21 protein-coding genes and 1 pseudogene are annotated in these 21,190 nt (G+C 45.0%); 3 read left to right on the top strand and 19 right to left on the bottom strand.

The window, feature by feature from the left end:
* The first annotated feature begins 258 nt into the window (after window positions 1-258).
* Both NI464_RS10010 and NI464_RS10005 read left to right on the top strand, forming a co-directional pair.
* Complete coding sequence (locus NI464_RS10010; protein WP_005094880.1) at window positions 259-1,431, top strand: PQQ-dependent sugar dehydrogenase; 1,173 nt, start codon at window positions 259-261, stop codon at window positions 1,429-1,431.
* A gap of 535 nt (window positions 1,432-1,966) precedes the next feature.
* Window positions 1,967-2,305 (top strand): tautomerase family protein, encoded by a 339-nt coding sequence (locus NI464_RS10005; protein ID WP_276534874.1) that lies wholly within the window; start codon window positions 1,967-1,969, stop codon window positions 2,303-2,305.
* Window positions 2,306-2,573: 268 nt separating this feature from the next.
* Here NI464_RS10005 and NI464_RS10000 read toward each other — a convergent pair whose 3' ends face one another.
* The 5 genes from NI464_RS10000 to ribF all read right to left on the bottom strand — a co-directional run bounded on the left by NI464_RS10000 (window position 2,574) and on the right by ribF (window position 8,166).
* On the bottom strand, window positions 2,574-3,116 hold the full coding sequence (locus tag NI464_RS10000) for an NADPH-dependent FMN reductase (RefSeq protein ID WP_004281216.1): 543 nt from the start codon (window positions 3,114-3,116) through the stop codon (window positions 2,574-2,576).
* A 130-nt stretch (window positions 3,117-3,246) separates the two neighbouring features.
* Window positions 3,247-3,729: an FKBP-type peptidyl-prolyl cis-trans isomerase gene (locus NI464_RS09995; protein ID WP_004281217.1), complete on the bottom strand. Its 483-nt coding sequence runs from the start codon at window positions 3,727-3,729 to the stop codon at window positions 3,247-3,249.
* Window positions 3,722-4,261 (bottom strand): signal peptidase II, encoded by a 540-nt coding sequence (lspA, locus tag NI464_RS09990; protein ID WP_004281218.1) that lies wholly within the window; start codon window positions 4,259-4,261, stop codon window positions 3,722-3,724. The genes NI464_RS09995 and lspA overlap by 8 nt, the downstream gene beginning before the upstream one ends.
* Window positions 4,254-7,100 (bottom strand): isoleucine--tRNA ligase, encoded by a 2,847-nt coding sequence (gene ileS / locus NI464_RS09985; protein WP_253138278.1) that lies wholly within the window; start codon window positions 7,098-7,100, stop codon window positions 4,254-4,256. The genes lspA and ileS overlap by 8 nt, the downstream gene beginning before the upstream one ends.
* A 64-nt stretch (window positions 7,101-7,164) precedes the next feature.
* A complete protein-coding gene (gene ribF, locus NI464_RS09980; protein ID WP_004729035.1) occupies window positions 7,165-8,166 on the bottom strand; it encodes a bifunctional riboflavin kinase/FAD synthetase in 1,002 nt (333 codons plus the stop codon).
* 231 nt (window positions 8,167-8,397) lie between these two features.
* On the opposite strand from ribF, the gene NI464_RS09975 reads away from it, so the two are divergent.
* Complete coding sequence (locus NI464_RS09975) at window positions 8,398-8,961, top strand: 5'-methylthioadenosine/S-adenosylhomocysteine nucleosidase family protein (RefSeq protein ID WP_005245594.1); 564 nt, start codon at window positions 8,398-8,400, stop codon at window positions 8,959-8,961.
* A 66-nt stretch (window positions 8,962-9,027) separates the two neighbouring features.
* On the opposite strand, the gene NI464_RS09970 is transcribed toward NI464_RS09975, so the two are convergent.
* The 14 genes and pseudogenes from NI464_RS09970 to ubiG all read right to left on the bottom strand — a co-directional run bounded on the left by NI464_RS09970 (window position 9,028) and on the right by ubiG (window position 21,060).
* Window positions 9,028-9,648, bottom strand: coding sequence for a TetR family transcriptional regulator C-terminal domain-containing protein (locus NI464_RS09970; RefSeq protein WP_004281222.1), 621 nt, complete (start codon window positions 9,646-9,648; stop codon window positions 9,028-9,030).
* Between the two features lie 323 nt (window positions 9,649-9,971).
* On the bottom strand, window positions 9,972-10,778 hold the full coding sequence (locus NI464_RS09965; RefSeq protein ID WP_005267725.1) for an ABC transporter ATP-binding protein: 807 nt from the start codon (window positions 10,776-10,778) through the stop codon (window positions 9,972-9,974).
* A gap of 21 nt (window positions 10,779-10,799) precedes the next feature.
* Entirely contained in the window at window positions 10,800-11,615 is an 816-nt protein-coding gene (gene ssuC, locus NI464_RS09960) for an aliphatic sulfonate ABC transporter permease SsuC (RefSeq protein ID WP_004729041.1), read from the bottom strand.
* Window positions 11,615-12,790 carry an FMNH2-dependent alkanesulfonate monooxygenase gene (gene ssuD / locus NI464_RS09955; RefSeq protein ID WP_004647160.1) on the bottom strand — a complete coding sequence of 392 codons (1,176 nt, stop codon included), beginning with the start codon at window positions 12,788-12,790 and terminating at the stop codon, window positions 11,615-11,617. The genes ssuC and ssuD overlap by 1 nt, the downstream gene beginning before the upstream one ends.
* 36 nt (window positions 12,791-12,826) lie before the next feature.
* Window positions 12,827-13,822, bottom strand: a pseudogene (locus NI464_RS09950) (aliphatic sulfonate ABC transporter substrate-binding protein).
* A gap of 24 nt (window positions 13,823-13,846) precedes the next feature.
* On the bottom strand, window positions 13,847-14,803 hold the full coding sequence (locus NI464_RS09945) for a sulfonate ABC transporter substrate-binding protein (RefSeq protein ID WP_253138277.1): 957 nt from the start codon (window positions 14,801-14,803) through the stop codon (window positions 13,847-13,849).
* Between the two features lie 333 nt (window positions 14,804-15,136).
* The gene (argA, locus tag NI464_RS09940; protein ID WP_253138276.1) at window positions 15,137-16,480 is read right to left on the bottom strand and encodes an amino-acid N-acetyltransferase; all 1,344 of its coding nucleotides are present in this window, start codon (window positions 16,478-16,480) and stop codon (window positions 15,137-15,139) included.
* Between the two features lie 132 nt (window positions 16,481-16,612).
* On the bottom strand, window positions 16,613-16,999 hold the full coding sequence (locus NI464_RS09935) for an RcnB family protein (protein ID WP_005261495.1): 387 nt from the start codon (window positions 16,997-16,999) through the stop codon (window positions 16,613-16,615).
* Between the two features lie 242 nt (window positions 17,000-17,241).
* Window positions 17,242-17,628: an RcnB family protein gene (locus NI464_RS09930; protein WP_004281230.1), complete on the bottom strand. Its 387-nt coding sequence runs from the start codon at window positions 17,626-17,628 to the stop codon at window positions 17,242-17,244.
* A gap of 315 nt (window positions 17,629-17,943) precedes the next feature.
* Complete coding sequence (locus tag NI464_RS09925; protein ID WP_004281231.1) at window positions 17,944-18,099, bottom strand: hypothetical protein; 156 nt, start codon at window positions 18,097-18,099, stop codon at window positions 17,944-17,946.
* A gap of 184 nt (window positions 18,100-18,283) precedes the next feature.
* Window positions 18,284-18,703, bottom strand: coding sequence for a hypothetical protein (locus NI464_RS09920; protein ID WP_253138275.1), 420 nt, complete (start codon window positions 18,701-18,703; stop codon window positions 18,284-18,286).
* A 156-nt stretch (window positions 18,704-18,859) separates the two neighbouring features.
* The gene (locus NI464_RS09915; protein ID WP_004281233.1) at window positions 18,860-19,606 is read right to left on the bottom strand and encodes a YciK family oxidoreductase; all 747 of its coding nucleotides are present in this window, start codon (window positions 19,604-19,606) and stop codon (window positions 18,860-18,862) included.
* A 39-nt stretch (window positions 19,607-19,645) separates the two neighbouring features.
* A complete protein-coding gene (locus NI464_RS09910; RefSeq protein WP_004281234.1) occupies window positions 19,646-20,335 on the bottom strand; it encodes an HAD family hydrolase in 690 nt (229 codons plus the stop codon).
* Window positions 20,332-21,060: a bifunctional 2-polyprenyl-6-hydroxyphenol methylase/3-demethylubiquinol 3-O-methyltransferase UbiG gene (gene ubiG / locus NI464_RS09905; RefSeq protein WP_004729050.1), complete on the bottom strand. Its 729-nt coding sequence runs from the start codon at window positions 21,058-21,060 to the stop codon at window positions 20,332-20,334. Before ubiG ends, NI464_RS09910 begins: the two co-directional genes overlap by 4 nt.
* Window positions 21,061-21,190 lie beyond the last annotated feature (130 nt).

Genomic DNA, 21,190 nt, shown 5'->3' with positions numbered 1-21,190 from the left:
AGAAGTGAAACCTCTTAGCGCTGATGGTAGTGTGGGGTTACCCATGTGAGAGTAAGTCATCGCCAGCTCATTATTCGAAATCCCCCTCCGCTAAGGCAGAGGGGGATTTTTTTATGTGCAAAAATTATAAATAAAACTTCAAAATTAACTCGTTTTATAGTTTTTAAAATGTATCTATTTACCTTTCTCTGCTGAATTTACATTATAAATTCTGTATCTTGATGTTAATTTGAACAATAAATCAGTATGGATAAGATAATGTTGTCGCAATTTAAAATAAAAATTCTACTCAGTTGTTGTGCTTTAGCATTTACTGCCTGTCATGCAGAGAATTCATCTTCTAGAAGTAGTCAAGAGGTATCTACATCAGCTGCCAAATCGGATGCAGTCTCTTCTAACTTGCAAAAATATAAGGTTGAACAGGTTGCTCAATTTAATGAGCCGTGGGCGATTACTACTTTAAAGGATGGCCGACTATTAATTACTGAGCGCAAAGGAAAATTGCAGCTCTTTGATCCAAAAACCAAGAAAAAAATTGAAGTTAAAGGCATACCTCAAGTCGCATATGGAGGCCAGGGTGGCTTAGGCGAAGTTGCTTTACATCCTGATTTTGCAAAGAATCGGTGGGTATATCTGAGCTATGCTGAACAAGGCCAAGGCGGATATGGTGCAGTGGTGATCCGGGGTAAATTAAACTTAAATCAAGCCACTCCTCAACTCACACAAATTGAACGGATCTGGACGCAAGTGCCGAAATTTTCAGGCCAGGGACATTATGCCCATCGGATTGTATTCGGGTCGGATGGTAAGTTATGGATCAGTTCAGGAGAACGTCAGCAATTCAACCCTGCACAGGATATGCAATCCAACGCCGGTAAAATTATTCGCCTGAATGATGATGGCTCAATCCCTGCCGATAATCCGTTTATGAATCAGGGTAAAATTGCCCAGCAGGTCTGGAGTCTTGGACATCGTAATCCTCTAGGCATGGCTTTTGATCCGAAAGGGCAGCTTTGGGTGATCGAAATGGGACCAAAAGGCGGCGATGAACTGAACAAGATTGTCAAAGCTAAAAATTATGGTTATCCGTTAGTGTCCAATGGCGATCATTATGATGGCAAGCCGATTCCTGACCACAGTACCCGACCTGAATTTGAGGCCCCGGCACTGGATTGGACTCCGGTAATTTCTCCTTCAGATTTAATGTTTTATACGGCTAATGTCTTCCCGAAATGGAAAAATAAAGCGATTGCGACCGGTCTGTCTTCCAAGGCGATTGTGATTGTGGATACGACCCAGACTCCAGTGAAAGAAGTCCAGCGTCTGGATATGAAGGAGCGGATTCGCGGGGTTGCTCAGGCACAGGATGGTTCACTGTGGGTGATTCAAGATGGTTCGCAAGCCGGTTTGTTAAAAATGACAGCACCTTAATCCTCTGCTTTTAGGATGCTTATCTGAAAATGAGTTATTGAAAGGTGGAATAACGCAGCATGAGCTGACCCTCTGAATGAAAGGATTTTTAAGCTGATGCTGACATGAAAGAAAAAGGCCTCTACATCCTGTGAAGGCCTTTTCATATTCTGTTAAAGGTATAATATCTGTTATACCGATCAGCATCCTGCTACGTGAATTTTTTATTTTTCTTACAAGACTTCCTGTCTTGGTATGATCTGAATATAGCCTGAAGCGATACAGCGCAATAGGGCAGTTTGGCTGCATAGATTGTAGGTCAAAGCCGACAGCCAAATTTTAAAAAGATAAATTCAAAAATACTGTTTTAAAATGATCATCCGATCAAATTACAAATAGGGATGGTGATTTTGCTGTATCTTAGCGAGAGAATACTCTTTTGATATGCATCAACTGATATAAATAAAAATGTCGATAAAATAATAAAAAGGAAACTCCTATGCCTACGATTTAAATTGAAGTTCGCCAACAATATCCTCAAGCAGTTGAGGAACAATTGCTTAACAGCGTATTTCATTGTGTGAAAACTGCCTTTCAGCTACCTGAATATGATCGTAATATTCGTCTGGTCGTGCATGAAGCGCATCGTTTTCAGTATATGAGTCATTTAGCTCAGCCTGAATATTTTACCTTGATCAGTATTGACTGTTTTGCTGGTCGCAGTCTGGAGACCAAGCGCAACTTGTATCAGCAAATGGTCAAAAGTCTTGGGGAAATCGGTATTCCTGCAGACCATATTTTGATTCATCTGAGAGAAAGTGCATTGGAAAATTGGGGGATTCGAGGAGGACAAGCCGCCTGTGATGTTGATCTCGGGTTTAAGGTTGATGTCTGATGCATCCAGATCAGTAGTCACGTTAAATCTAAAGTTTAAACAGAAAAGCCTCAACATCCTGTAGAGGCTTTTCTGGATTTGCTTCTCAGATCTGACTCCTGTCTAATCTGTCAACGTCCTGTTGATTGGCGCTTTTTATTGTTGTCGTATCGCTTTGCAGACTTCCTGTCTGTCTATGTACTCACTATAGCCTCGCATAAAATGACTGCATAGCGGCTAAACTCTGCGCTGCATGTAGGCTAAAACGTACAGGGCTGTCGTCCAGTCATTAAGCACTGACATATTGAATCAGTCTATCCACTACAGCTTTTAAGTTTTTATTATCAAATTCATTGCCTTGGAAGGAATAATCTTTGTTGCGCGCAAAGATGTCACGGATTTCGATCACGGCATTGGTATCTACCAGTCCAAGTTGAGTGCCGACTTGACGAATCTGGTCAATCGAACGTGATCCGTTGGTCGCACCATAACCAATATAAGCTGCCGGTTTGCCTTGCCATTCCTTGCCGAGATAATCCAGGGCATTTTTCAGGGCAGGGCTATAGCCATGATTGTATTCAGGCGTGACAAAAATAAAGGCATCGCCAAGCGCAATCTTGTCGGCCCAGTCTTGCTGTTTGGGCTGATCATAAATCCCGGTCAATGGGGGATGAGCACCAGAAAACAGCGGAAGATCCCATTCTTTTAGATCGACAATTTCAGTTTCCAAAGTGCTAAAGGCATAACTTTTAATTTCCTGCAGTACCCAGTGCGCCACTTTAATCGCAGTACGTCCCTCACGAACACTCCCAACCACAATATAAATTTTCATGTTTCATCCTTTCTTCGGGTCTGATCATCAAATTAATCAGATTTCAGGAAGGTGACTAGAGATGATTTGTATCCGGAAAATAAAAAGCTCCCGAAGGAGCTTTTTTAAAATCAGTTAATTAGCTGAGGTTTTACATCAGTTTAATGCCTTGCTGACCCGCAGGTGTCACTTTAAAGATTTCCACTTCAAAGGTGATGTTTTTGCCTGCCAATGGATGGTTAAAGTCCACTTCAGTGATGTCATCATTCACCGATCTCACCACGCCATACAGGGTGGCTTTGGCTTTGTCTTCAAACTCGATCATGTGACCTTCGATCGGACGTTCTCCGAACTTCACCGTATCAAATTTCTGGATGTTTTCTGGATTCCATGGACCAAAAGCATCTTCTGGCGGCAGGCTCACCGTACGACGGTCACCGGCACGTAAACCAAACAATGCTTTTTCAAAACCAGGCAGTAAATTGCCATCACCAATCACCAGGCTGACCGGTTCTTCACGGCTACGGGTATTGTCAATTTCCACGCCATTTTCGATTGCGACAGAAAAGTGCAGCTCGACTTTAGAACCGTCTGCAACCCGGGTTTCTTCGTTAGGATGAATAAAATCAGTCATGTTGTGCTTGCGCCCGTTGAATTCGATGTTTTTCTAAGAAAAAGGTATCAATCAGCATCAGAATAGTGCCTACAGTAATAGCACTATCTGCGATATTGAACGCAGGGAAGTGGCTGTTCTGGTAATACACATGAATAAAATCGACTACATAGCCGAGGCTGACCCGGTCGATTAAATTACCGATGGCACCACCCAGAATCAGGGCAATCGCCAATGGTAAAATTTTCATGTCTTTTGGCATGCGCATCAGCCAAAACACAAAGATTACAGACACTAAACCTGCCAGTGAAGTAAAGAAATAGCGTTGCCAACCACCGGCATCGGACAGGAAACTAAAGGCAGCGCCATAGTTATGTAGCAGTGTCCAATTTAAAAAGGGCAGCACAGGAACAGGATCTGCATAGTTCAGATTTGTCACTGCAATCCATTTGGTCCATTGATCCAGAATGATCGCCAGAATGGCCAGTCCAACCCACCATAAATTATGTGGATAAAACTGGAATAAGCCCTTTTTGGTGTGGGTATTAGGCATATTTTCTCTCTTCGCCTTGGCCTGTAGGAAGGTTGATAATACAACGACCGCATAGACCAGGATGTGCAGAATGTGTATTTACATCTGGTAATACATGCCAGCAACGTACGCATTTTTCGCCATCAGCTGCTGAAACTTTCACATTCAAGCCTTCAAGATCAGACGCTTCACCTTGTGCCGCATCAAACTCATTCACCAGCACTTGTGATGTGATCAGGACGAAACGAAGCTCATCACTTAACTTATCTAGCACTGCTTTTAATTCAGCATTTGCCCAAAGTTCAACTTTGGCAGACAAGTTAGAACCGACAGTTTTTGCTGTACGTGCAGTTTCAATGAATTTGTTTACTGCAGATTTCACAGCAATGAGCGTTTGCCATTCAGCTTCAGATATTACATTTGCAGTTGAAGCCACAGGAATGTCATACCATTCAGCCGTGAACACGTATTTCTCTGATTGTTCAGGGATTAACGGCCAAGCTTCTTGTGCAGTGAAGCTTAAGATTGGTGACATCCAACGCACGAATGCCTGTACCAGGTGATACAACGCAGTTTGTGCAGAATGACGTGCTTGCGAATCCGCTTTCGTGGTGTATTGACGATCTTTGATAATGTCTAAGTAGAAACCACCCAAGTCATTGATACAAAAATTAGTCAGAGCAGTCGTTACGATATGGAAGTTCATATCTTCGTATGCTTTCTTAATGGTTTCTTGCACTTCAGATGCACGTTGCAGAATGTATTGATCCAGCGCGATCAATTGATCTACAGGAAGCGCATCTGTTGATGGTTTGAAGCCATTCAGGTTAGCAAGCAAGAAACGAAGCGTGTTACGGATACGACGATAACCGTCAGAGGCACGGCTAAAGATTTCTTTACCAGCGGTCATTTCATAACGGTAATCCGCAGAGGCGATCCAGAAACGTAAACCATCCGCACCCATATCTTTAATGATGTCTTGCGGCGTGATCACGTTACCGATCGACTTGGACATCTTGCGGCCTTTTTCATCCACGACGAAACCGTGAGTCAATAGACCTTTATATGGCGCACGTTCGTTAATCGCAATCGAGGTCAATAACGACGACTGGAACCAGCCACGGTGCTGGTCTGAACCTTCAAGGTACAAATCAGCAGGATCAGTCAGTTCTTCACGTTCACGCAGTACCGCATAGTGCGTTGTACCAGAGTCAAACCAGACATCTAAGGTGTCACGAACTGCATTATATTGCTCAGCATCCGCACCGATAAACTCAGATGCATCACGGTTGTACCAGCCATCAATGCCTTCTTGTTCAATCAGTTTGGCAACTTCTTCGATCAGTTCAGGCGTACGCGGATGCAATTCATTGGTGTCTTTGTGTACGAAGAACGGAATTGGCACACCCCAAGTACGTTGACGTGAAATACACCAGTCCGGACGGCCTTCAATCATCGCCTGGATACGGTTTTTACCCCAGTCCGGTACAAAGCTGATATCGTTTTCAATCGCATTCAGTGCATTTTGACGCAGACCTTTGGCATCCATGCTGATGAACCATTGTGGGGTCGCACGGAAGATAATCGGGGTTTTATGGCGCCAGCAATGCGGGTAGCTATGCTTGATCACCACGTGTGCCCAAAGCTTGGTCGCTTCAGTCAATGCTGCAATGATTTTTGGATTGGCTTTGTAGATGTGCTCGCCCGGGAAGATTGGCGAAGTCGGTAAATACACACCATTACCGCCGACTGGGTTTTCTACTTTTAAGTTGTACTGTAAACCAACTTTATAGTCGTCCACACCGTGGCCCGGTGCGGTATGTACTGCACCTGTACCGCTAGCATCGGTGACGTGTTCACCCAAGATCACTGGCACTTGGCGTTCAGCAATTAAAGGATGTTGAAGAACTAAATTCTCAAGTTTTGCACCTGTGAATTCAGCAAGCACTTCAAATGCAGTAAAGCCATAACGCTGAGTCGCAGACTCAACCAATGATTTCGCCAAGATAAAGTTTTGTGCAGCTTTATCTTCCGCTGTTGCTTTAACCAATTGGTATTCAAGTTCAGCGTGTAATGCAACCGCTTGGTTGGCAGGCATGGTCCAAGGCGTTGTTGTCCAAATCACGATATCCGTACGATCAGCGATTTCTACGCCGACACGTGCAGATAAATCAGCAAGGTCTACAACCGTGAAACCGACGTCAATTGCATCCGATTTTTTATCTTCGTATTCAACTTCAGCTTCAGCGAGTGATGAACCACAGTCTAAACACCAGTTGACTGGTTTCAGACCTGGCTCGATATGACCTGCTTTCGCGATTGCACCCAATGAACGTACGATGTCAGCTTCTTGTTTGAAGTTCATCGTTAAGTAAGGATTGTCCCAATCCCCGAATACGCCCATACGTACGAAGTCTTTCTTTTGAAGCTCAACTTGGGTGTAGGCATATTCACGGCAGGCTTTACGGAAGGTAGATGCATCCACTTTTACGCCGACTTTACCGACTTTTTCTTCGACTTTGAGTTCGATTGGCAAACCGTGACAGTCCCAGCCCGGTACATACGGTGCATCAAAGCCATCCATGACACGGCTTTTGATAATGATGTCTTTGAGTACTTTGTTGACCGCATGACCCAAATGAATTTGACCATTGGCATAAGGAGGGCCGTCATGAAGCACGTATTTTTTCTTGCCAATACGCGATTCACGAATCTGCTGATAAATGTTGTCGGCATACCACTCTTCTAACCATTTCGCTTCACGTACTGCCAAATTTGCTTTCATTGCAAAGTCAGTACCTGGGAGGTTTAGCGTGGCTTTATAGTCCACTGCATTTTCAGGAGTTTGCTTATCGCTCATGCAAGTCGTCTTCCAATCTAATCAGTTATGTCACTGACACGTTTTACAATAAAAATATGGGATATTAAAAGGGAAATGTGGGGTGATTTCGACGAAACTCAAGCAGTTTCTCGACATCATCATCAATTCCGGCTTTTAGCGCTTCAAGCGAAGGATAGTCCTTTTCGCCATGTAAATAGTTTAAGAACGTCACCCGCATCAACAGGCCATACAGATTAGCAGAAACATCTGGAAAATGTACTTCTAATCGCCACTCTGGATGTGCTTGTTTGATGGCTGGACGTGTGCCGACATGACCGGCCCCAAACAGGGCAGTCGGGTCATAACCCACAATGCCTGTTTGCGTTGCAGAGTCGGCTTTTACTTTGTCTTTTAAGGATTGGGTTTCGCAAATGACCTCAACTCCGTAAATTCCCTTCAGGCAGGGCTTATGGCGGTTGAGCCGTACATTAATGGTGGGGAAATCAATAGTTCGACCAATCTGATCACCATATTGCACCCGCCCGGTAATGCTATAGGGACGCCCCAGCAATTGTGCGGCCAAGGCTAAATCACCGGCTTGTAGCGTCTGGCGAATCCGGGTGGAACTGACGCGTTCACCATCTAGCGCAATGGTATTTAAATTGGTCACTTCAAAGCCGTAATTGCGCAAGAATTCGCTGTTGCCTTGGCGGTTTTTACCAAAGTGAAAATCATCGCCCAAGACCAGATGCCGGGCATTGAGTTTTTCTTTTAAAATGTCGGCAAAGGCTTCTGCAGTCAGGCTGCGAAAAGTATGGTCAAATTTCGCCACCGCGATATAGTCCACACCCAGCTCAGTCAGGTATTCAACTTTTTCACGCAATGATGAAATACGCGGTGGGGCCTCATAACCCTGAAAGTATTCAAGCGGTTGCGGCTCGAAAATCATCACTACAGATTTTAAACCCTGTGCTTTGGCCACCTGTTTCAGCTGACGGATCATCGCCTGATGGCCTAAATGCACGCCGTCAAAATTACCGATGGTCACGGCAGTTTTGGGTAATTCAGAATGAGAGGCTAAAGCATTTAGACGGAGCAGCTGCATGGGCAAATCAAGTGCTTAGAAATATCGAGAGGCTATATATTGCCATAATCTCGCGCTTTCGTCTTGCTGTTGTGTTTTTATGCAATATTTTTCTTGAAAATTCACCTTCCTTGGAATTGAGCCGGCTGGTTTTTCTACGCACTAAGTATGTTTGATCAGAGCACTGATGCTTTTCATTCAGCCGGTTTTGTTTTCTAATGTCAGGGTTTTTCTTGATATCAGGTGTTTCGAATGTCCGATCTGGCGCTCATCATGGCTCTACCCAATGAATCCAAAGGCTTGTTTGAAGCAGAAGGCATTCAGGTACATTACAGCGGGATTGGTAAAGTCAATGCGGCTTTTAAAGCTTTTGAGGTGATTCAGAACACCGGTTGCAGTACCTTATTGAATTTGGGCAGCGCGGGAAGTTCGCATTTTAATGCGCATGAACTGGTCGAAGTCACGCAATTTGTACAGCGTGATATGGATGTGTCGCCCCTTGGCTTTGAGATCGGCATGACCCCGATGGATCAGCATTTCCCGGGTGCGATTGAGCTGGATTCTTTCTTTGACCATTTGCCGAAAGGAATTTGTGGGACAGGCGATAGCTTTGAAACCGGTATTTCAAAAGTGGCGTGTAATCTGGTCGATATGGAAGGCTATGCCTTGGCCAAAGTCTGTAAAAAGCTGGGCGTTCGGCTGATTTCAGTGAAATACATTACTGATGGAGCTAATGAGACTGCGCATCTGGATTGGGAAGAAAATCTGTTATTGGGTGCGAAAAAATTATTAGATTTATATCAAATGGTAAAATAAATAGGAGGGTCAAGTTTGCTCGGCGACCATAGCAGCTATGGTCGTGTGCCAATCAGAAGCGCTTGCTTATTTATCCGTGCGTGGAATCACGCCGTATAACATCATATGTACCGTATGCTGGATAATGCGTTGCTGCATGCTGCGGTTACGCAAGGTTTTACCCGTGACCATTTCCATTTGGGTCGCAAAGTCTGCATAGTTCTGGGTAATCGCCCAAATATTCAGAATCAGTAACTCAGGATCAATATCTGCAGAAATCTTGCCTTGCTCCTGCCAGTTGGAAATCACTTTGGCTTTACGCTTGACCAGTTTTTTTAGCGGACCTTTTAAAATTTCCAGAATATGCGGTGCACCTTGAATCACCTCCAAAGCAAATAAACGTGATGCTTTAGGCTGGGTACGCGACACTTCAATTTTTTGCATCAAATAATTGGTGATCGCTTCTTCAGGCTCAAGTTCAGCTTCCAAGGTTTGTAAAGGCGCCAGCCATTTTTGTAGAACGGTGGTTAATACCTCGACATACAGGGCTTCTTTATTTTCATAATAATAGAAAATATTCGACTTATGCATTTCTGCAATTTGTGCGATTTCATCCAGACTTGCCCCATTAAAACCATATAGGGAAAATACGTCTAGTGCAGCATTTAGCAGCTGATTGCGTTTTTGAGTACTCTTTTTTTGTTCCATTAGCAAATATAAAAAACAATGAAAAAGGGAATCCTCAATTGTACGGCAAATCATCAGATTTGTGCACACAGTCACAGGCTAATTTTTTGAATAATGATGATTTATTCTCTAGATCAATATTTAAAACAGGCTAAATGCATTTACACTAGGAGAAAAATTCAAGTTTCTGAAAATACTTCATTTATTCATTTTTTTTCTTCATCAATGCAAGAGAAGAATAATGTTGAAATGAAACTGATAAAAATGTCTTCTCATTGAGATAAAAGTATTTTTTATAAGAATAAGACCCAAAACCATGTGCGATTTTGGGTTGGAGTGGGTATTCAGGTCGCTAAAACTGCCTGCAAGACCTGATGTTCCAGTTCTGCAAATGTCACACTTTTTTGCCGGGGACGTGGCAAATTGACTCTAAACTCTTTGGCAATATGGCCTTTGTCCAGCAAGATAATCCGGTCTGCCAGTTGCACGGCTTCACTGACATCGTGCGTGACCAGAATGGCGGTAAAGCCTTGTTCGGTCCAGAGGCGCTCAATCAGGTTTTGCATTTCCAGACGTGTTAGGGCATCCAGAGCACCGAGCGGTTCATCCAGCAGCAGAATACGCGGCTGATGCGATAATGCTCGCGCTAAGGCGGTACGTTGCCGTTGTCCTCCGGAAAGCTGTGAAGGCCACAGTCCGGCTTTTTCTTTGAGTCCGACCTTTTTCAGCATTTGAGAGGCTTTGGCATGCTGCTCCTTCGGTAAACCAAGTTGCACATTCTGTTCGATACTGCGCCAAGGCAGCAGGCGAGGATCCTGAAACATCACCCGGATATCATCTGCAGTAATGCCTTCACGGATATGCCGGGCTGATTTGAATTTGATTTCGCCGTAGCTTTGCTGTTCCAAGTCGGCAATCAGGCGCAATAAGGTACTTTTACCACAACCGCTGCGACCGACAATTGCCAGAAATTCACTAGGTTGGATATGCAGGTCCAGATCTTCCAGAACTTTGACCGAACCATAAAACTTATGCAGCTGTTCAATGATAATTTCGGCACCAATCACTGCAGCAGGATTGATCTCTGCTGTAGGTGGTTCGAGTGGTGCAATCGGGTCATTGGCATGACGCCCTAAACTGAGATCAGTCATCACATGCTCCTCATTTATTCTTTATTTTTGATAGCCGGCATGCCAGCGCAGCAGGAATCGCTCTAAGGCCACGGCCAGAACATCGGCCAGTTTGCCGAGCAGGGCATACAGTAAAATACCCACCAAGACCACATCAGTTTGCAAAAATTCACGTGCATTCATGGTCATATAACCAATACCAGACTGAGCAGAAATAGTTTCGGCAACGATTAACAATACCCAGACCAGACCTAGAGAAAAACGCAGTCCGACCAGAATTGACGGCATCGCACCCGGCAGAATAATTTCTTTATACAGTTGCCAGCGAGTTAAGCCATAGCTTTTGCCCATCTCGATCAATTGCGGATCGACGGAACGAATCCCATGATAGGTATTGATATAAATCGGGAAAAATACCCCAATCGCCACCAGAAACAATTTGGCAGATTCATCAATCCCGAACCATAAGATGACTAGGGGAATGAGTGCCAGTGCAGGAATATTGCGGATCATCTGCAAGGTGGTATCGAGCAGGGTAGAGGCAGTTCTGGATGAACCATTTAACAGGCCCAGCAATAGGCCCAAACCACCCCCCACCAATAAGCCACTAATAGCACGCCCCGCACTGACTTGCACATGCATCCACAGTTCACCGCTGAGTAGCAAATTCCAGAAGGCCAAAACTACCGCACTAGGTGCAGGCAGAATCCGGCTTTCCAGCAGGCCTGTACTAGAGGTAATCTGCCAAATCGCAATCAAAAAAATTGGAACCAGCCAGGGCAGCAGATGCTGCCCCAGAATTGTTCCACGTGAAACCTGCTTTGGGGTCAGGGTTTCAACGGAAACGACTTTTGACATTAAGCAGACTCCTTAATTTTCTCAGCCTGCTTGTTCTCGTCCGGTGTGTAGTTGTTCGCCACGATTTCACCAAATGGACCGGTCAAGTTTGGTTGAGTGAGTTTTTGCTGGGTTTCCAGTGGAAGTAAAGGGAATACCAGTTCTGCAAAACGGATGGATTCTTCCAGATGTGGATAGCCTGAGAAAATAAAGGTGCTGATCCCCAGATCGGCATATTCCTGGATACGTGCAGCGACAGTTTCCGGATCGCCGACCAGTGCCGTACCTGCACCACCACGAACCAGACCCACACCTGCCCAGAGGTTTGGAGAAACTTCGAGTTTGCTGCGATCGCCATTGTGCAGTTCTGCCATACGGCGCTGACCGACCGAGTCCATGGATTTGAACTTGGCTTGGGCTGCAGCGATAGTGGCATCATCCACATATTGAATCAGTTCTTCAGCCGCCGCCCAGGCCTGCTCATTGGTTTCGCGTACGATCACGTGTAAACGGATCCCGTAATTCAGTTCACGACCTTTAGCTGCAGCCTTGGCTTTTACCACTGCAATTTTTTCTTTGACTGCTGCCGGTGGCTCGCCCCAGGTCAAGTAAGTATCGACCTGATCCGTGGCCAGCTCAATGGCATCATCCGATGAGCCACCAAACCATAAAGGCGGATGCGGCTGCTGAATGGGTGGATACAGCAATTTTGCATCATCGACACTTAAGCGTTCGCCATGGAAACTAAAGCTTTCACCGGTATGTGAGCGTTTTAAAATTTCACGCCAGATGGTGGTGTATTCGGTCGCCGTTTTATAACGGGTTGTGTGATCTTCATAGACGCCATCACCTTTTAGCTCCTGCTCGTCACCGCCAGTCACCAGATTCAGCAGTACTCGGCCATTAGACAAGCGGTCAAAGGTCGCGGCCATACGTGCAGCCAGTGCCGGCGTGGTCACGCCTGGACGCAATGCCACCAGGAATTTTAATTTTTTGGTCGCATCAATCAGGCTGGCTGCAGTTAACCATGGATCTTCACAAGAACGGCCAGTCGGAATCAGGACACCTTCATAACCAAGATTATCCACGGCAACGGCAATCTGCTTCATGTAGGCATGATCTACAACACGTGCGCCCTTGCTGGTGCCTAAGTAACGGCTGTCGCCATGAGTGGGGATAAACCAGAAAATTTTCATGTGATATTCCTTAAATTAAATCATCTTGTTTGTTCATCAATGTGTGGCTGCTGGCGACCAGATCTGTTGCTGGACGCTGATGGTTTTGGGAATCAGTTGAACCTGCTGGAAGAGATCGGCAATATTCTGTTGGGCTTTGATCACTTCCGTCGTTAATGGTTGTACCGGCGAAGGTTTAAGAAGACGCTCAAATGCAATCTTTGCTACCTCCGATTTCAGACCGGTACTTTTCTGATAAATATCTAGAGCTACAGCCTGGTTTTTAAGAATCCACTGGTCAGATGCATTTAAAGCCTGGATAAACTTCCCGGGGCTATCCGGATGCTTCTGAATAAATTCGGGATTGCCGATATAAAAGGAGTAGGTTTGTGGAAAGTCACTGGATTCAATCAGCACCTTAACCTTGCTGTCGAACTCGGCTGCACCCAGAAAGGGATCCCAGATTGCCCAGGCATCAATGGCTTTTTTGTCAAAAGCAGCACGTGCATCCGCAGGGGGAAGCCAAATGGCTTGAATCTCTGACCACTCCAATCCTGCTTTTTCCAGGGTTTTGGCCAGAAGTTCATGGGCACTTTAACCTTTTTGAACCGCGATCCGTTTTCCTTTCAACTGTTGAATGTTTTGAATCGCACTGTCTTTCGGCACGACCACGGCCAAAGAATTTCCCGCCACTTTTTCAAAGGCCACGTAGCTCAGGGTTTTGTCTGCCGCCTGTGCAAAAATAGGCGGAGTATTTCCCACATAGCCATAATCCACTGCACCGACCGCTAAGGCTTCCAGCATTTGTGGACCTGCCGGAAACTCTTTCCATTCAATTTTGGCATTCGGGAATTGTTGTTCTAACAGCTTTTCATCACGTGCCACCAGCAGATTCAAGGCTGATTTCTGAAAGCCAATCGCAATGGTTTTTACCGGTTGTGTTGCTTTGGTGTCTGCAGCAGTCTTTTGCTGTGCTTCCTGTTTCTGACAGCCAGTCAGACTAAAGCTCAATAACGCTAAACTGATATAAGAAACTGTTTTTAAATGACTCATCTTTATTCTCGAATTATTCTGCTGTTATTTAATAATTGCTGCATCAATATTCAGCTTTTGTGGAATCAGCTGCTGCGCATAAAATGCATCGGCGACTTGTTGCTGTTTTTGAATCACGTCAGTGCTGAGAGGTTTAACGCCAAAGCCCATGCGTGAAATAGAGGTTTTTAAGACATCGACGGCCAGACCTGTCGGTTTTTGCAGGAGCTGAGCGGCAGCGTCCTGATTTTTTGCCACCCAGTCCGTGGTCAGATTCAGTTCGTTGACCACCGCCTGTACCACCTGAGGATGGCTTTCTGCGAACTTGCGATCTGCCAGATAGAACTGATGATTGCTCACCACATTTTCACCGCTGGCAATGACACGCGCACCAATTTGATGTTCAGCAGCTGCAAAGAACGGATCCCAGATCACCCAAGCATCGACTGCACCACGTTCAAATGCAGCACGTGCATCGGAAGGTGGTAGATAAATCACTTCAATATCACCGAGTGTCAGCTTGTTGGCTTCCAGAACTTTTAACAGCAGGTAATGCACATTTGAACCTTTGTTCAGGGCTACCCGTTTGCCTTTCAGATCCTGAATAGACTGGATTGGTGAATCTTTCGGTACAATCAAGGCTTCGGCCTTAGGTGCTTGCGGCTGATTGGCCACATAGACCAGATTTGAGTTGGCCGCCTGGGCAAAAATTGGCGGTGCTTCACCGGCTTCACCAAAAGAGACGCTGCCAACATTCAGGCCCTCAAGCAGTTGTGGGCCGGCAGGAAATTCTACCCATTTCACATTGACCCCTTGCTGTTTTAAGCTGGTTTCCAGCGTGCCGCGTTCTTTTAAAATAGGTAATATGCCGTATTTTTGGAAACCGATATTCAGGGTAATGGTCTCTTCTTTTTTCGAGCAGCCTGAAAGCATCATGACACCAGCCATCGCGGTACCGAGTACCGCAGTCTTTGTTAAAAACTGAACATGAGATTGGCGCATGAATCAAAACTCCCGAAAGTGAAAAGCTAGTGAATGAAAACTTAGACACACGCTAATCGTTTTTGTTTTTCTAAAAAAATAACTATTCAGGAATTTCTAATGAAGAAAAAAGATAAATAAAAAAGCGCAAAACTTATGCAGAAAAGTGATTTATATAAAAATGAAGATTTAATATTTAAATTAATCAAACCTATGAAATTTATAGTTATTTTTTTAAATCTAATCTATTGATATGTTTAGCTAAAAACGAGTAATAGAATTTTAAAATTTAAAGCGAGATTGCCAGATATCTTTATCTAAAATTAAGCTAAAGCACTGAAAGAAAAAGCCACTTTAAAGTGACTTTTTGCAAACAATTGAATTACGTTGATAATTGTAAAATGCCTGACGGGCATCCGGCAGGTCATCGACTGAAGCCGGTTCAAAGCCTTGTTCCAGAAACCAGTGCGCGGTGCGGGTAGTTAAAATAAACAGTTGCTGAATCTGCATGCTTTTGGCTTTTTCTTCTAGATAATGCAGGATCTGGCTACCCCGATTAGACTTGCGATAACTGGGATGTACCGCAACACAGGCAATTTCTGCAGAACGCAATTCATCCCCTGTCGTCGGAATCGGGTAGAGGGCGGCACAGGCCAGAATCATGCCGTCCCGTTCGATTACGGCAAACTGGTTGATTTCATTTTCTAGGCGTTCACGCGAACGATAGACCAGAATGCCTTCTTCTTCCAGTGGACGCAGCAAACCGATCAGGCCACCGACATCCTGAATATCGGCCATCCGCACTTCTTCATAATGCGCGTCGGTGACCAGAGTTCCGGAACCATCCCGGGTGAACAGCTCTTCCAGCAGGGCACCATCATAGGCATAAGAAATCAGATGCACCCGATGTACGCCGTTCATTGAGGCTTCCTGTGCGGCTTTCAATTGTAGTCCTCTTTCAAGCGCATCTTGTTCGACCGGAATAAAATCATCCAGTTGTTGCGGTGTCACTTCGCGTTTGAGTTGGCCGTTACTGTCCATCAGACCATGCTGCTTACCGAGAAAAATCAGTTTATCTGCCTTAAGGCGAATCGCAGTTTTGTTAGCAACTTCTTCAGCCAGCAGATTAAAAACTTCTCCGGTAGTGGAATAACCGGTCGGGCCAAGCACCACAATATTATGACTGTCCAGATGGCGCTGAATCGCATCGGTATCAACCGCGCGCACTTCACCGGTCAACTGAAAATCGATACCATCGCGGATGCCATACGGCTTGGCGGTGACAAAATTCCCTGAAACGGTATCAATCCGGGCGCCATACATCGGCGAATTGGCCAGTCCCATAGACAGCAGTGCTTCAATTTGTAGGCGGATCGAACCGACGGCATTCATCACGCAGCTTAAAGATTCACGTGTGGTGACCCGACGCTGCTGGTAAAAAGGCGTCGTAATCTGGCTTTGAGCCAGATTCTGGTTAATTTGCGGACGTGCACCATGTACCAGAATCAGCCGAATGCCCAAAGAATGTAATAAAGCAATATCGTGAATAATATGCTGAAAGTTATCATTTAAGACGGCTTCGCCATCAAACATGATTACAAAGGTTTTATTGCGGTGCGCATTGATATAAGGCGCAGAATGGCGAAACCAGTGCACATATTGCAAAGTTGTGCTTTGTGACGTTTCTGCTGAAGTCATGCTGTGCCCATTTCAATGATTGAAGATCCAGCTTTGATTCTAATGAAAAAAAATGCAAGTGGAAGTGCAGATATAAAAAAACACCTGAAGGGGACTTCAGGTGTCTGCAAGACGAGCAGTAATGGAGAAAGCTTAGTTAATGATTCGTACAATTTTGTTGGTACGCTCATTGACCAGAACGTAGTCATTGTTGACCTTGTACCATTGCTGGAAACGACCGGTATTTGGCAAACGGCGTGCTTCGCGATCACTTACTTCAAAACGGTTGTTGTCATATTGGCGAGGTAAAGTTTGTCCTACGCGCCAGTCACGGCTTGGATTGACCATACGGTTGTTATGACGGCGGTCATCATTCCAGCGACGGTCGTCATTCCATTTCTTGCTGTCTTTGGCATTCCAGTGTGGCGCCGGTTTATGCGGATTATGGTCATAACGCGAGTCATGCTGTGGTGCTGCCATTGCAGAAGTAGCTAACAAAGCACTTAGAGATAACGCGATTGTAGTTAAGACTTTTTTCATGGCTCTCACCTTAAGATGTATATCTAATTTCGATGAGACTAAATTAGCGAACAAGTACATAGAAAGCGTGAGGGCTATTTAGTTAAATTGTTAAATTCATGAAGAAATTTAGTAGATGAATCACGCAGTTTGAAAACTGGAAAAGCCGCGAGATTTTGGGTTAAAAATTTTCAGCCAGTGAAATAAAAAAGCCCAAACATCGTTGGGCCTTAAAGAAGATTAAATTTGAATGCACTTATGAACTAGTCACCCACAATCCGGATAATGCTGTTGTTTTCAGAATCCACCAGAATATAGTCATTATTGACTTTGTACCATTGCTGCTTGCGGTCAGGTCGAGGCAGGCGATGGTCTTTATATTCAACTTTATAGCCATTGCCACGATAATGCTGCGGCATCACATAACCCGGCTGCCAGCGTAACTGTTGCAGGCGTTTCACCCCGCGTTCTTCACGCATACGGCGGTTATCCTGCTGATCTTCCTCTCGGAACTCACGGGCTTTCTTCTTGTCATGACCATGACGTGAATCCATACGGGATTCATCATTGAAATGAGGGGCAGCGATGACGACATTGCTCAGCATGAATGTACTGCAAGAAATTGCCAGTGCCACCAAAACCTTTTTCATGTTGAACCCTCATTAAATTGTTCATCTTCTACAGCACCTAATGTACGGAAAAATTGCAGAGAAACTGTGAAGAACAGGCACAATTTTTATAACAAATGCAGAGATATTATGATGATGTCATGTTTTTACATGACTATATGCGACGGCATCACTTCTATAAAGTAGCCTACCGAGCCATGTCCTTATCTCATCAAAGCAAGGGCCAACATGCAAGCGAAAATCGATGATTTAGCTCAAAAAAACAGCATTGAGTCAGCGAGAAAAAAGTTCATGATTTAATGAAACGACAAAGAATTTTGCCGGTTTAGTTTGAGATTAATTCCATTGCTCTGCCAAACCTTGTAAGGACTGAATCGCGTCAGCCACGGATTCAGCTTGTAGGGCGTCATCGAGTGCCACAATCAATGCTTCAGATAACTGCAACTGTTCAATCCGGTGAATTGTTTCAATTTTACGTTTTTGGTCAGCCATGCTGCGCTCTTGATTTGATCTATCTATGATTCAAGAAAGCATAGTCCAATCAGTTTAATTTAGAAAACCGTATAATTTTATATATTTAATATGTAAATCCGATTTATTGTTATTTTTTGCAGGATTTTAAGAAAAAAAGGGCACTTTATCGAAAAGTGCCCAAGATTATTCAATGACCCGACTTTTAATAAGCGTAGTTCAGGTCAGTATAATCGTTGAGTGATTTCTGCACATGCGCCTGAATAAAGGCACGTACATCCTCGGCCGTCATGGCTTTGCCCTGATTGCTGATGACATGTTCGATTTCTGGCTGATCTTCAATTTTAATGCGATAAACAAAATGCTTGGCCAGACGATAACTGTCGTCTAATTTTTCAATGCCAGTCACATAATAATAGGCATGTTCAAAATTCAGATCCTGATGTGAAAATACAAATTGCTCGAACAATTTGAGTTTCTGAGCATTTTCGAGTGCTTTGATGTCATCCACGATACTGGCTTCAAACTTGGTGCCGTATTTCTCTGAAATAGGCTGTTGATCAATCAGCAGCGACACCATGCCATCGTCTAAATGGGTCACCGTAATATTGTTTAATTCAGTCATGATGCACTCGAGTGAAATATAGTGGGGCTTAGTATGCTGTTATTTTAATGAAACTCAATGCGAGCGGGGTGAACTTACTTAAGATTTATGCGCTGAATATGACTAAAAATGAAATAAAAAGGGAGCGATTGCTCCCTGAATGACAGACAGAATAATTTAATCCTGTGCATCAATACTCTGGCCATTCATATGCAGGCTGTCATTACCCATCAAATATAGATAAGCCGGCATGATTGAATCGGGGGTAGGCAGGGTTTTCGGATCTTCATTCGGATAGGCCTTGGCGCGCATGGCAGTCCGCGTTGCCCCGGGATTGATGCAGTTATAACGGATATTCGGATGTACCTGCTCTTTGGCAAATAACTGGCTTACCGCTTCAATAGCAATTTTAGAAACCGAATACGCACCCCAGCGTTCGCGGGCTTCGCGGCCTACACCTGAGCTGGCAAAAACCACAGAAGCATGTTCGGATTTGGATAATAACGGTAACAGCGCTTGGGTCATGACAAAGGGTGCACGCAGATTGACCGCCATCACATCATCCCAGACATTGACCGGATAATCCGCCAAGGGAACCCGTTCGCCTAAAATGCCGGCATTGTGCAGAATGCCGTCCAGACGACCAAACTGACGGTCTAGCGTATCGAGCAAAAGCTCATAATCACGTTCTGACGCACTCGATAGTTGTAGCGGCAAGATGGCAGGTTGCGGCGCACCCAAACTTTCAATTTCATCATAAATGACTTCGAGTTTGTTTAAGGTACGCCCATGCAGTACCACAGTTGCGCCATGCAAGGCATAACTGATTGCTGCTGCACGTCCAATGCCATCGCCCGCACCTGTGATTAGGATGATACGATCCTTGAGCAGATTGGGGCGAGGTTGATATGCTGAATATTTCATTATCTACCTCCTCACTTCTTATTATTTAGTGTTAAGCGTTCAAGATACCGCAGTATGCTGCTTCAGTACTAGTGTCTGAATCAATTGATGTAATTCTGTCACAGTATGCACGATATGGTCGGCCTGCCAGGCGTTTAAATCGTCTTTGTATTGCAACGGCAAATAACCATAAGCAGCCAGAATGGTCAGCATCTGGGCATGACGGCCGGCATCAATATCTCGGGGATGATCTCCGACATAGATACAGTCTTCCGCGGCAAGATTCAGTTGCTTGGCTGCCAGATACATCGGTTCAGGATCGGGTTTGGTCCGAGTGACATCTTCCGGACATACCAGCACTGCGCAGCGTTCACTCAGGTTCAGCGCTTGCAGTAAAGCCTCGCTGAGCCAGCGCGGTTTATTGGTCACAATCCCCCAAGGAATGTCATTTTCCTCTAGCTGTTCAAGTAATGGATACATGCCATCAAACAGATCGGTATCGACCGCAATATCTGCGCCGTACATGTCCAGAAAGCGCTGACGGTGTTGCAGAAAGACCGGATCTTCCAGTTGCAGTTCCGGATAAACCAGTTTCACCATAGCGCGAGCGCCTTCGGAGACCTGGGTACGAATCAGCTCGGGTGCAACCAGTGGGCGGCCTTCTTCACGGCACATCTGCTGGATAATTCGGATAAAATCGGCAGCGGTATCAATCAGGGTTCCATCTAGGTCAAATAAAACGGCTTTCATGCTGTGGTCTCTGCTGCGCTATCTTTCACGGTATAAACCATGTAGTTCACATCAACATTCGGTGCCAGCCAATAACGCTTGGTCAGCGGATTATAGTGCAGACCGGTCATGTCTTTGAGCTTTAAACCAGCGTTACGAATATCATGTGCCAGTTCAGACGGCTTGATAAATTTGCTGTAATCATGGGTGCCTTTGGCCAGCATGCGCAAGACATATTCTGCCCCGATAATCGCAAATAAATAGGACTTTGGATTACGGTTAATGGTCGAGAAGAATACATGACCACCTGGCTTGACCAGCTTGTGACAGGCCTGAATAATCGATGCCGGATCTGGCACATGCTCTAGCATTTCCATGCAGGTCACGATGTCATATTGGCCAGCCTGTTCCTCTGCCAGTTGCTCAACCGGCACCTGACGATATTCAATATTGTTCACACCTTCCTGTTCGGCATGGATGCGTGCCACATTTAAAGGGGCTGCGCCCATATCAATCCCGAGTACATCGGCACCGCGTCGCGCCATGCTTTCGGCCAGAATACCGCCACCACAGCCGACATCCAGCACTTTTTTGCCGCTCAGGCCTCCGGCATGTTCATCAATCCAGTTTAAACGCAGTGGATTAATCATGTGCAAGGGGCGGAACTCGGAATGCTGATCCCACCATATAGCTGCAAATGCTTCAAACTTGGCAATTTCTTGTGGATCAACATTCAATTGCGACATCGGTGTCACCTCAATCAGTCGTGATTAACTAAAAATATGTATGTGCCGAATGGCCAGAGAAACTGATTTAAAACCTTGAAAATCAGTCCGATGGTTTAGTGTAGCGATTCTGGCAGAAAAAGCGATAAAA

This window comes from Acinetobacter lwoffii, assembly GCF_024129685.1.
In the GTDB taxonomy this organism is placed as follows: Bacteria; Pseudomonadota; Gammaproteobacteria; order Pseudomonadales; family Moraxellaceae; genus Acinetobacter; species Acinetobacter lwoffii_X.
This window is presented reverse-complemented; position numbering and strand designations above follow the sequence as displayed.

Excerpts from the sequence above, each read along its gene's own strand:
- NI464_RS10010 (WP_005094880.1), top strand. The coding sequence starts at position 259 with ATGTTGTCGCAATTTAAAATAAAAATTCTACTCAGTTGTTGTGCTTTA.
- NI464_RS10000 (WP_004281216.1), bottom strand. The coding sequence starts at position 3,116 with ATGAAAATTTATATTGTGGTTGGGAGTGTTCGTGAGGGACGTACTGCG.
- NI464_RS09995 (WP_004281217.1), bottom strand. The coding sequence starts at position 3,729 with ATGACTGATTTTATTCATCCTAACGAAGAAACCCGGGTTGCAGACGGT.
- lspA (WP_004281218.1), bottom strand. The coding sequence starts at position 4,261 with ATGCCTAATACCCACACCAAAAAGGGCTTATTCCAGTTTTATCCACAT.
- ileS (WP_253138278.1), bottom strand. The coding sequence starts at position 7,100 with ATGAGCGATAAGCAAACTCCTGAAAATGCAGTGGACTATAAAGCCACG.
- ribF (WP_004729035.1), bottom strand. The coding sequence starts at position 8,166 with ATGCAGCTGCTCCGTCTAAATGCTTTAGCCTCTCATTCTGAATTACCC.
- NI464_RS09975 (WP_005245594.1), top strand. The coding sequence starts at position 8,398 with ATGTCCGATCTGGCGCTCATCATGGCTCTACCCAATGAATCCAAAGGC.
- NI464_RS09970 (WP_004281222.1), bottom strand. The coding sequence starts at position 9,648 with ATGGAACAAAAAAAGAGTACTCAAAAACGCAATCAGCTGCTAAATGCT.
- NI464_RS09965 (WP_005267725.1), bottom strand. The coding sequence starts at position 10,778 with ATGACTGATCTCAGTTTAGGGCGTCATGCCAATGACCCGATTGCACCA.
- ssuC (WP_004729041.1), bottom strand. The coding sequence starts at position 11,615 with ATGTCAAAAGTCGTTTCCGTTGAAACCCTGACCCCAAAGCAGGTTTCA.
- ssuD (WP_004647160.1), bottom strand. The coding sequence starts at position 12,790 with ATGAAAATTTTCTGGTTTATCCCCACTCATGGCGACAGCCGTTACTTA.
- NI464_RS09945 (WP_253138277.1), bottom strand. The coding sequence starts at position 14,803 with ATGCGCCAATCTCATGTTCAGTTTTTAACAAAGACTGCGGTACTCGGT.
- argA (WP_253138276.1), bottom strand. The coding sequence starts at position 16,480 with ATGACTTCAGCAGAAACGTCACAAAGCACAACTTTGCAATATGTGCAC.
- NI464_RS09935 (WP_005261495.1), bottom strand. The coding sequence starts at position 16,999 with ATGAAAAAAGTCTTAACTACAATCGCGTTATCTCTAAGTGCTTTGTTA.
- NI464_RS09930 (WP_004281230.1), bottom strand. The coding sequence starts at position 17,628 with ATGAAAAAGGTTTTGGTGGCACTGGCAATTTCTTGCAGTACATTCATG.
- NI464_RS09925 (WP_004281231.1), bottom strand. The coding sequence starts at position 18,099 with ATGGCTGACCAAAAACGTAAAATTGAAACAATTCACCGGATTGAACAG.
- NI464_RS09920 (WP_253138275.1), bottom strand. The coding sequence starts at position 18,703 with ATGACTGAATTAAACAATATTACGGTGACCCATTTAGACGATGGCATG.
- NI464_RS09915 (WP_004281233.1), bottom strand. The coding sequence starts at position 19,606 with ATGAAATATTCAGCATATCAACCTCGCCCCAATCTGCTCAAGGATCGT.
- NI464_RS09910 (WP_004281234.1), bottom strand. The coding sequence starts at position 20,335 with ATGAAAGCCGTTTTATTTGACCTAGATGGAACCCTGATTGATACCGCT.
- ubiG (WP_004729050.1), bottom strand. The coding sequence starts at position 21,060 with ATGTCGCAATTGAATGTTGATCCACAAGAAATTGCCAAGTTTGAAGCA.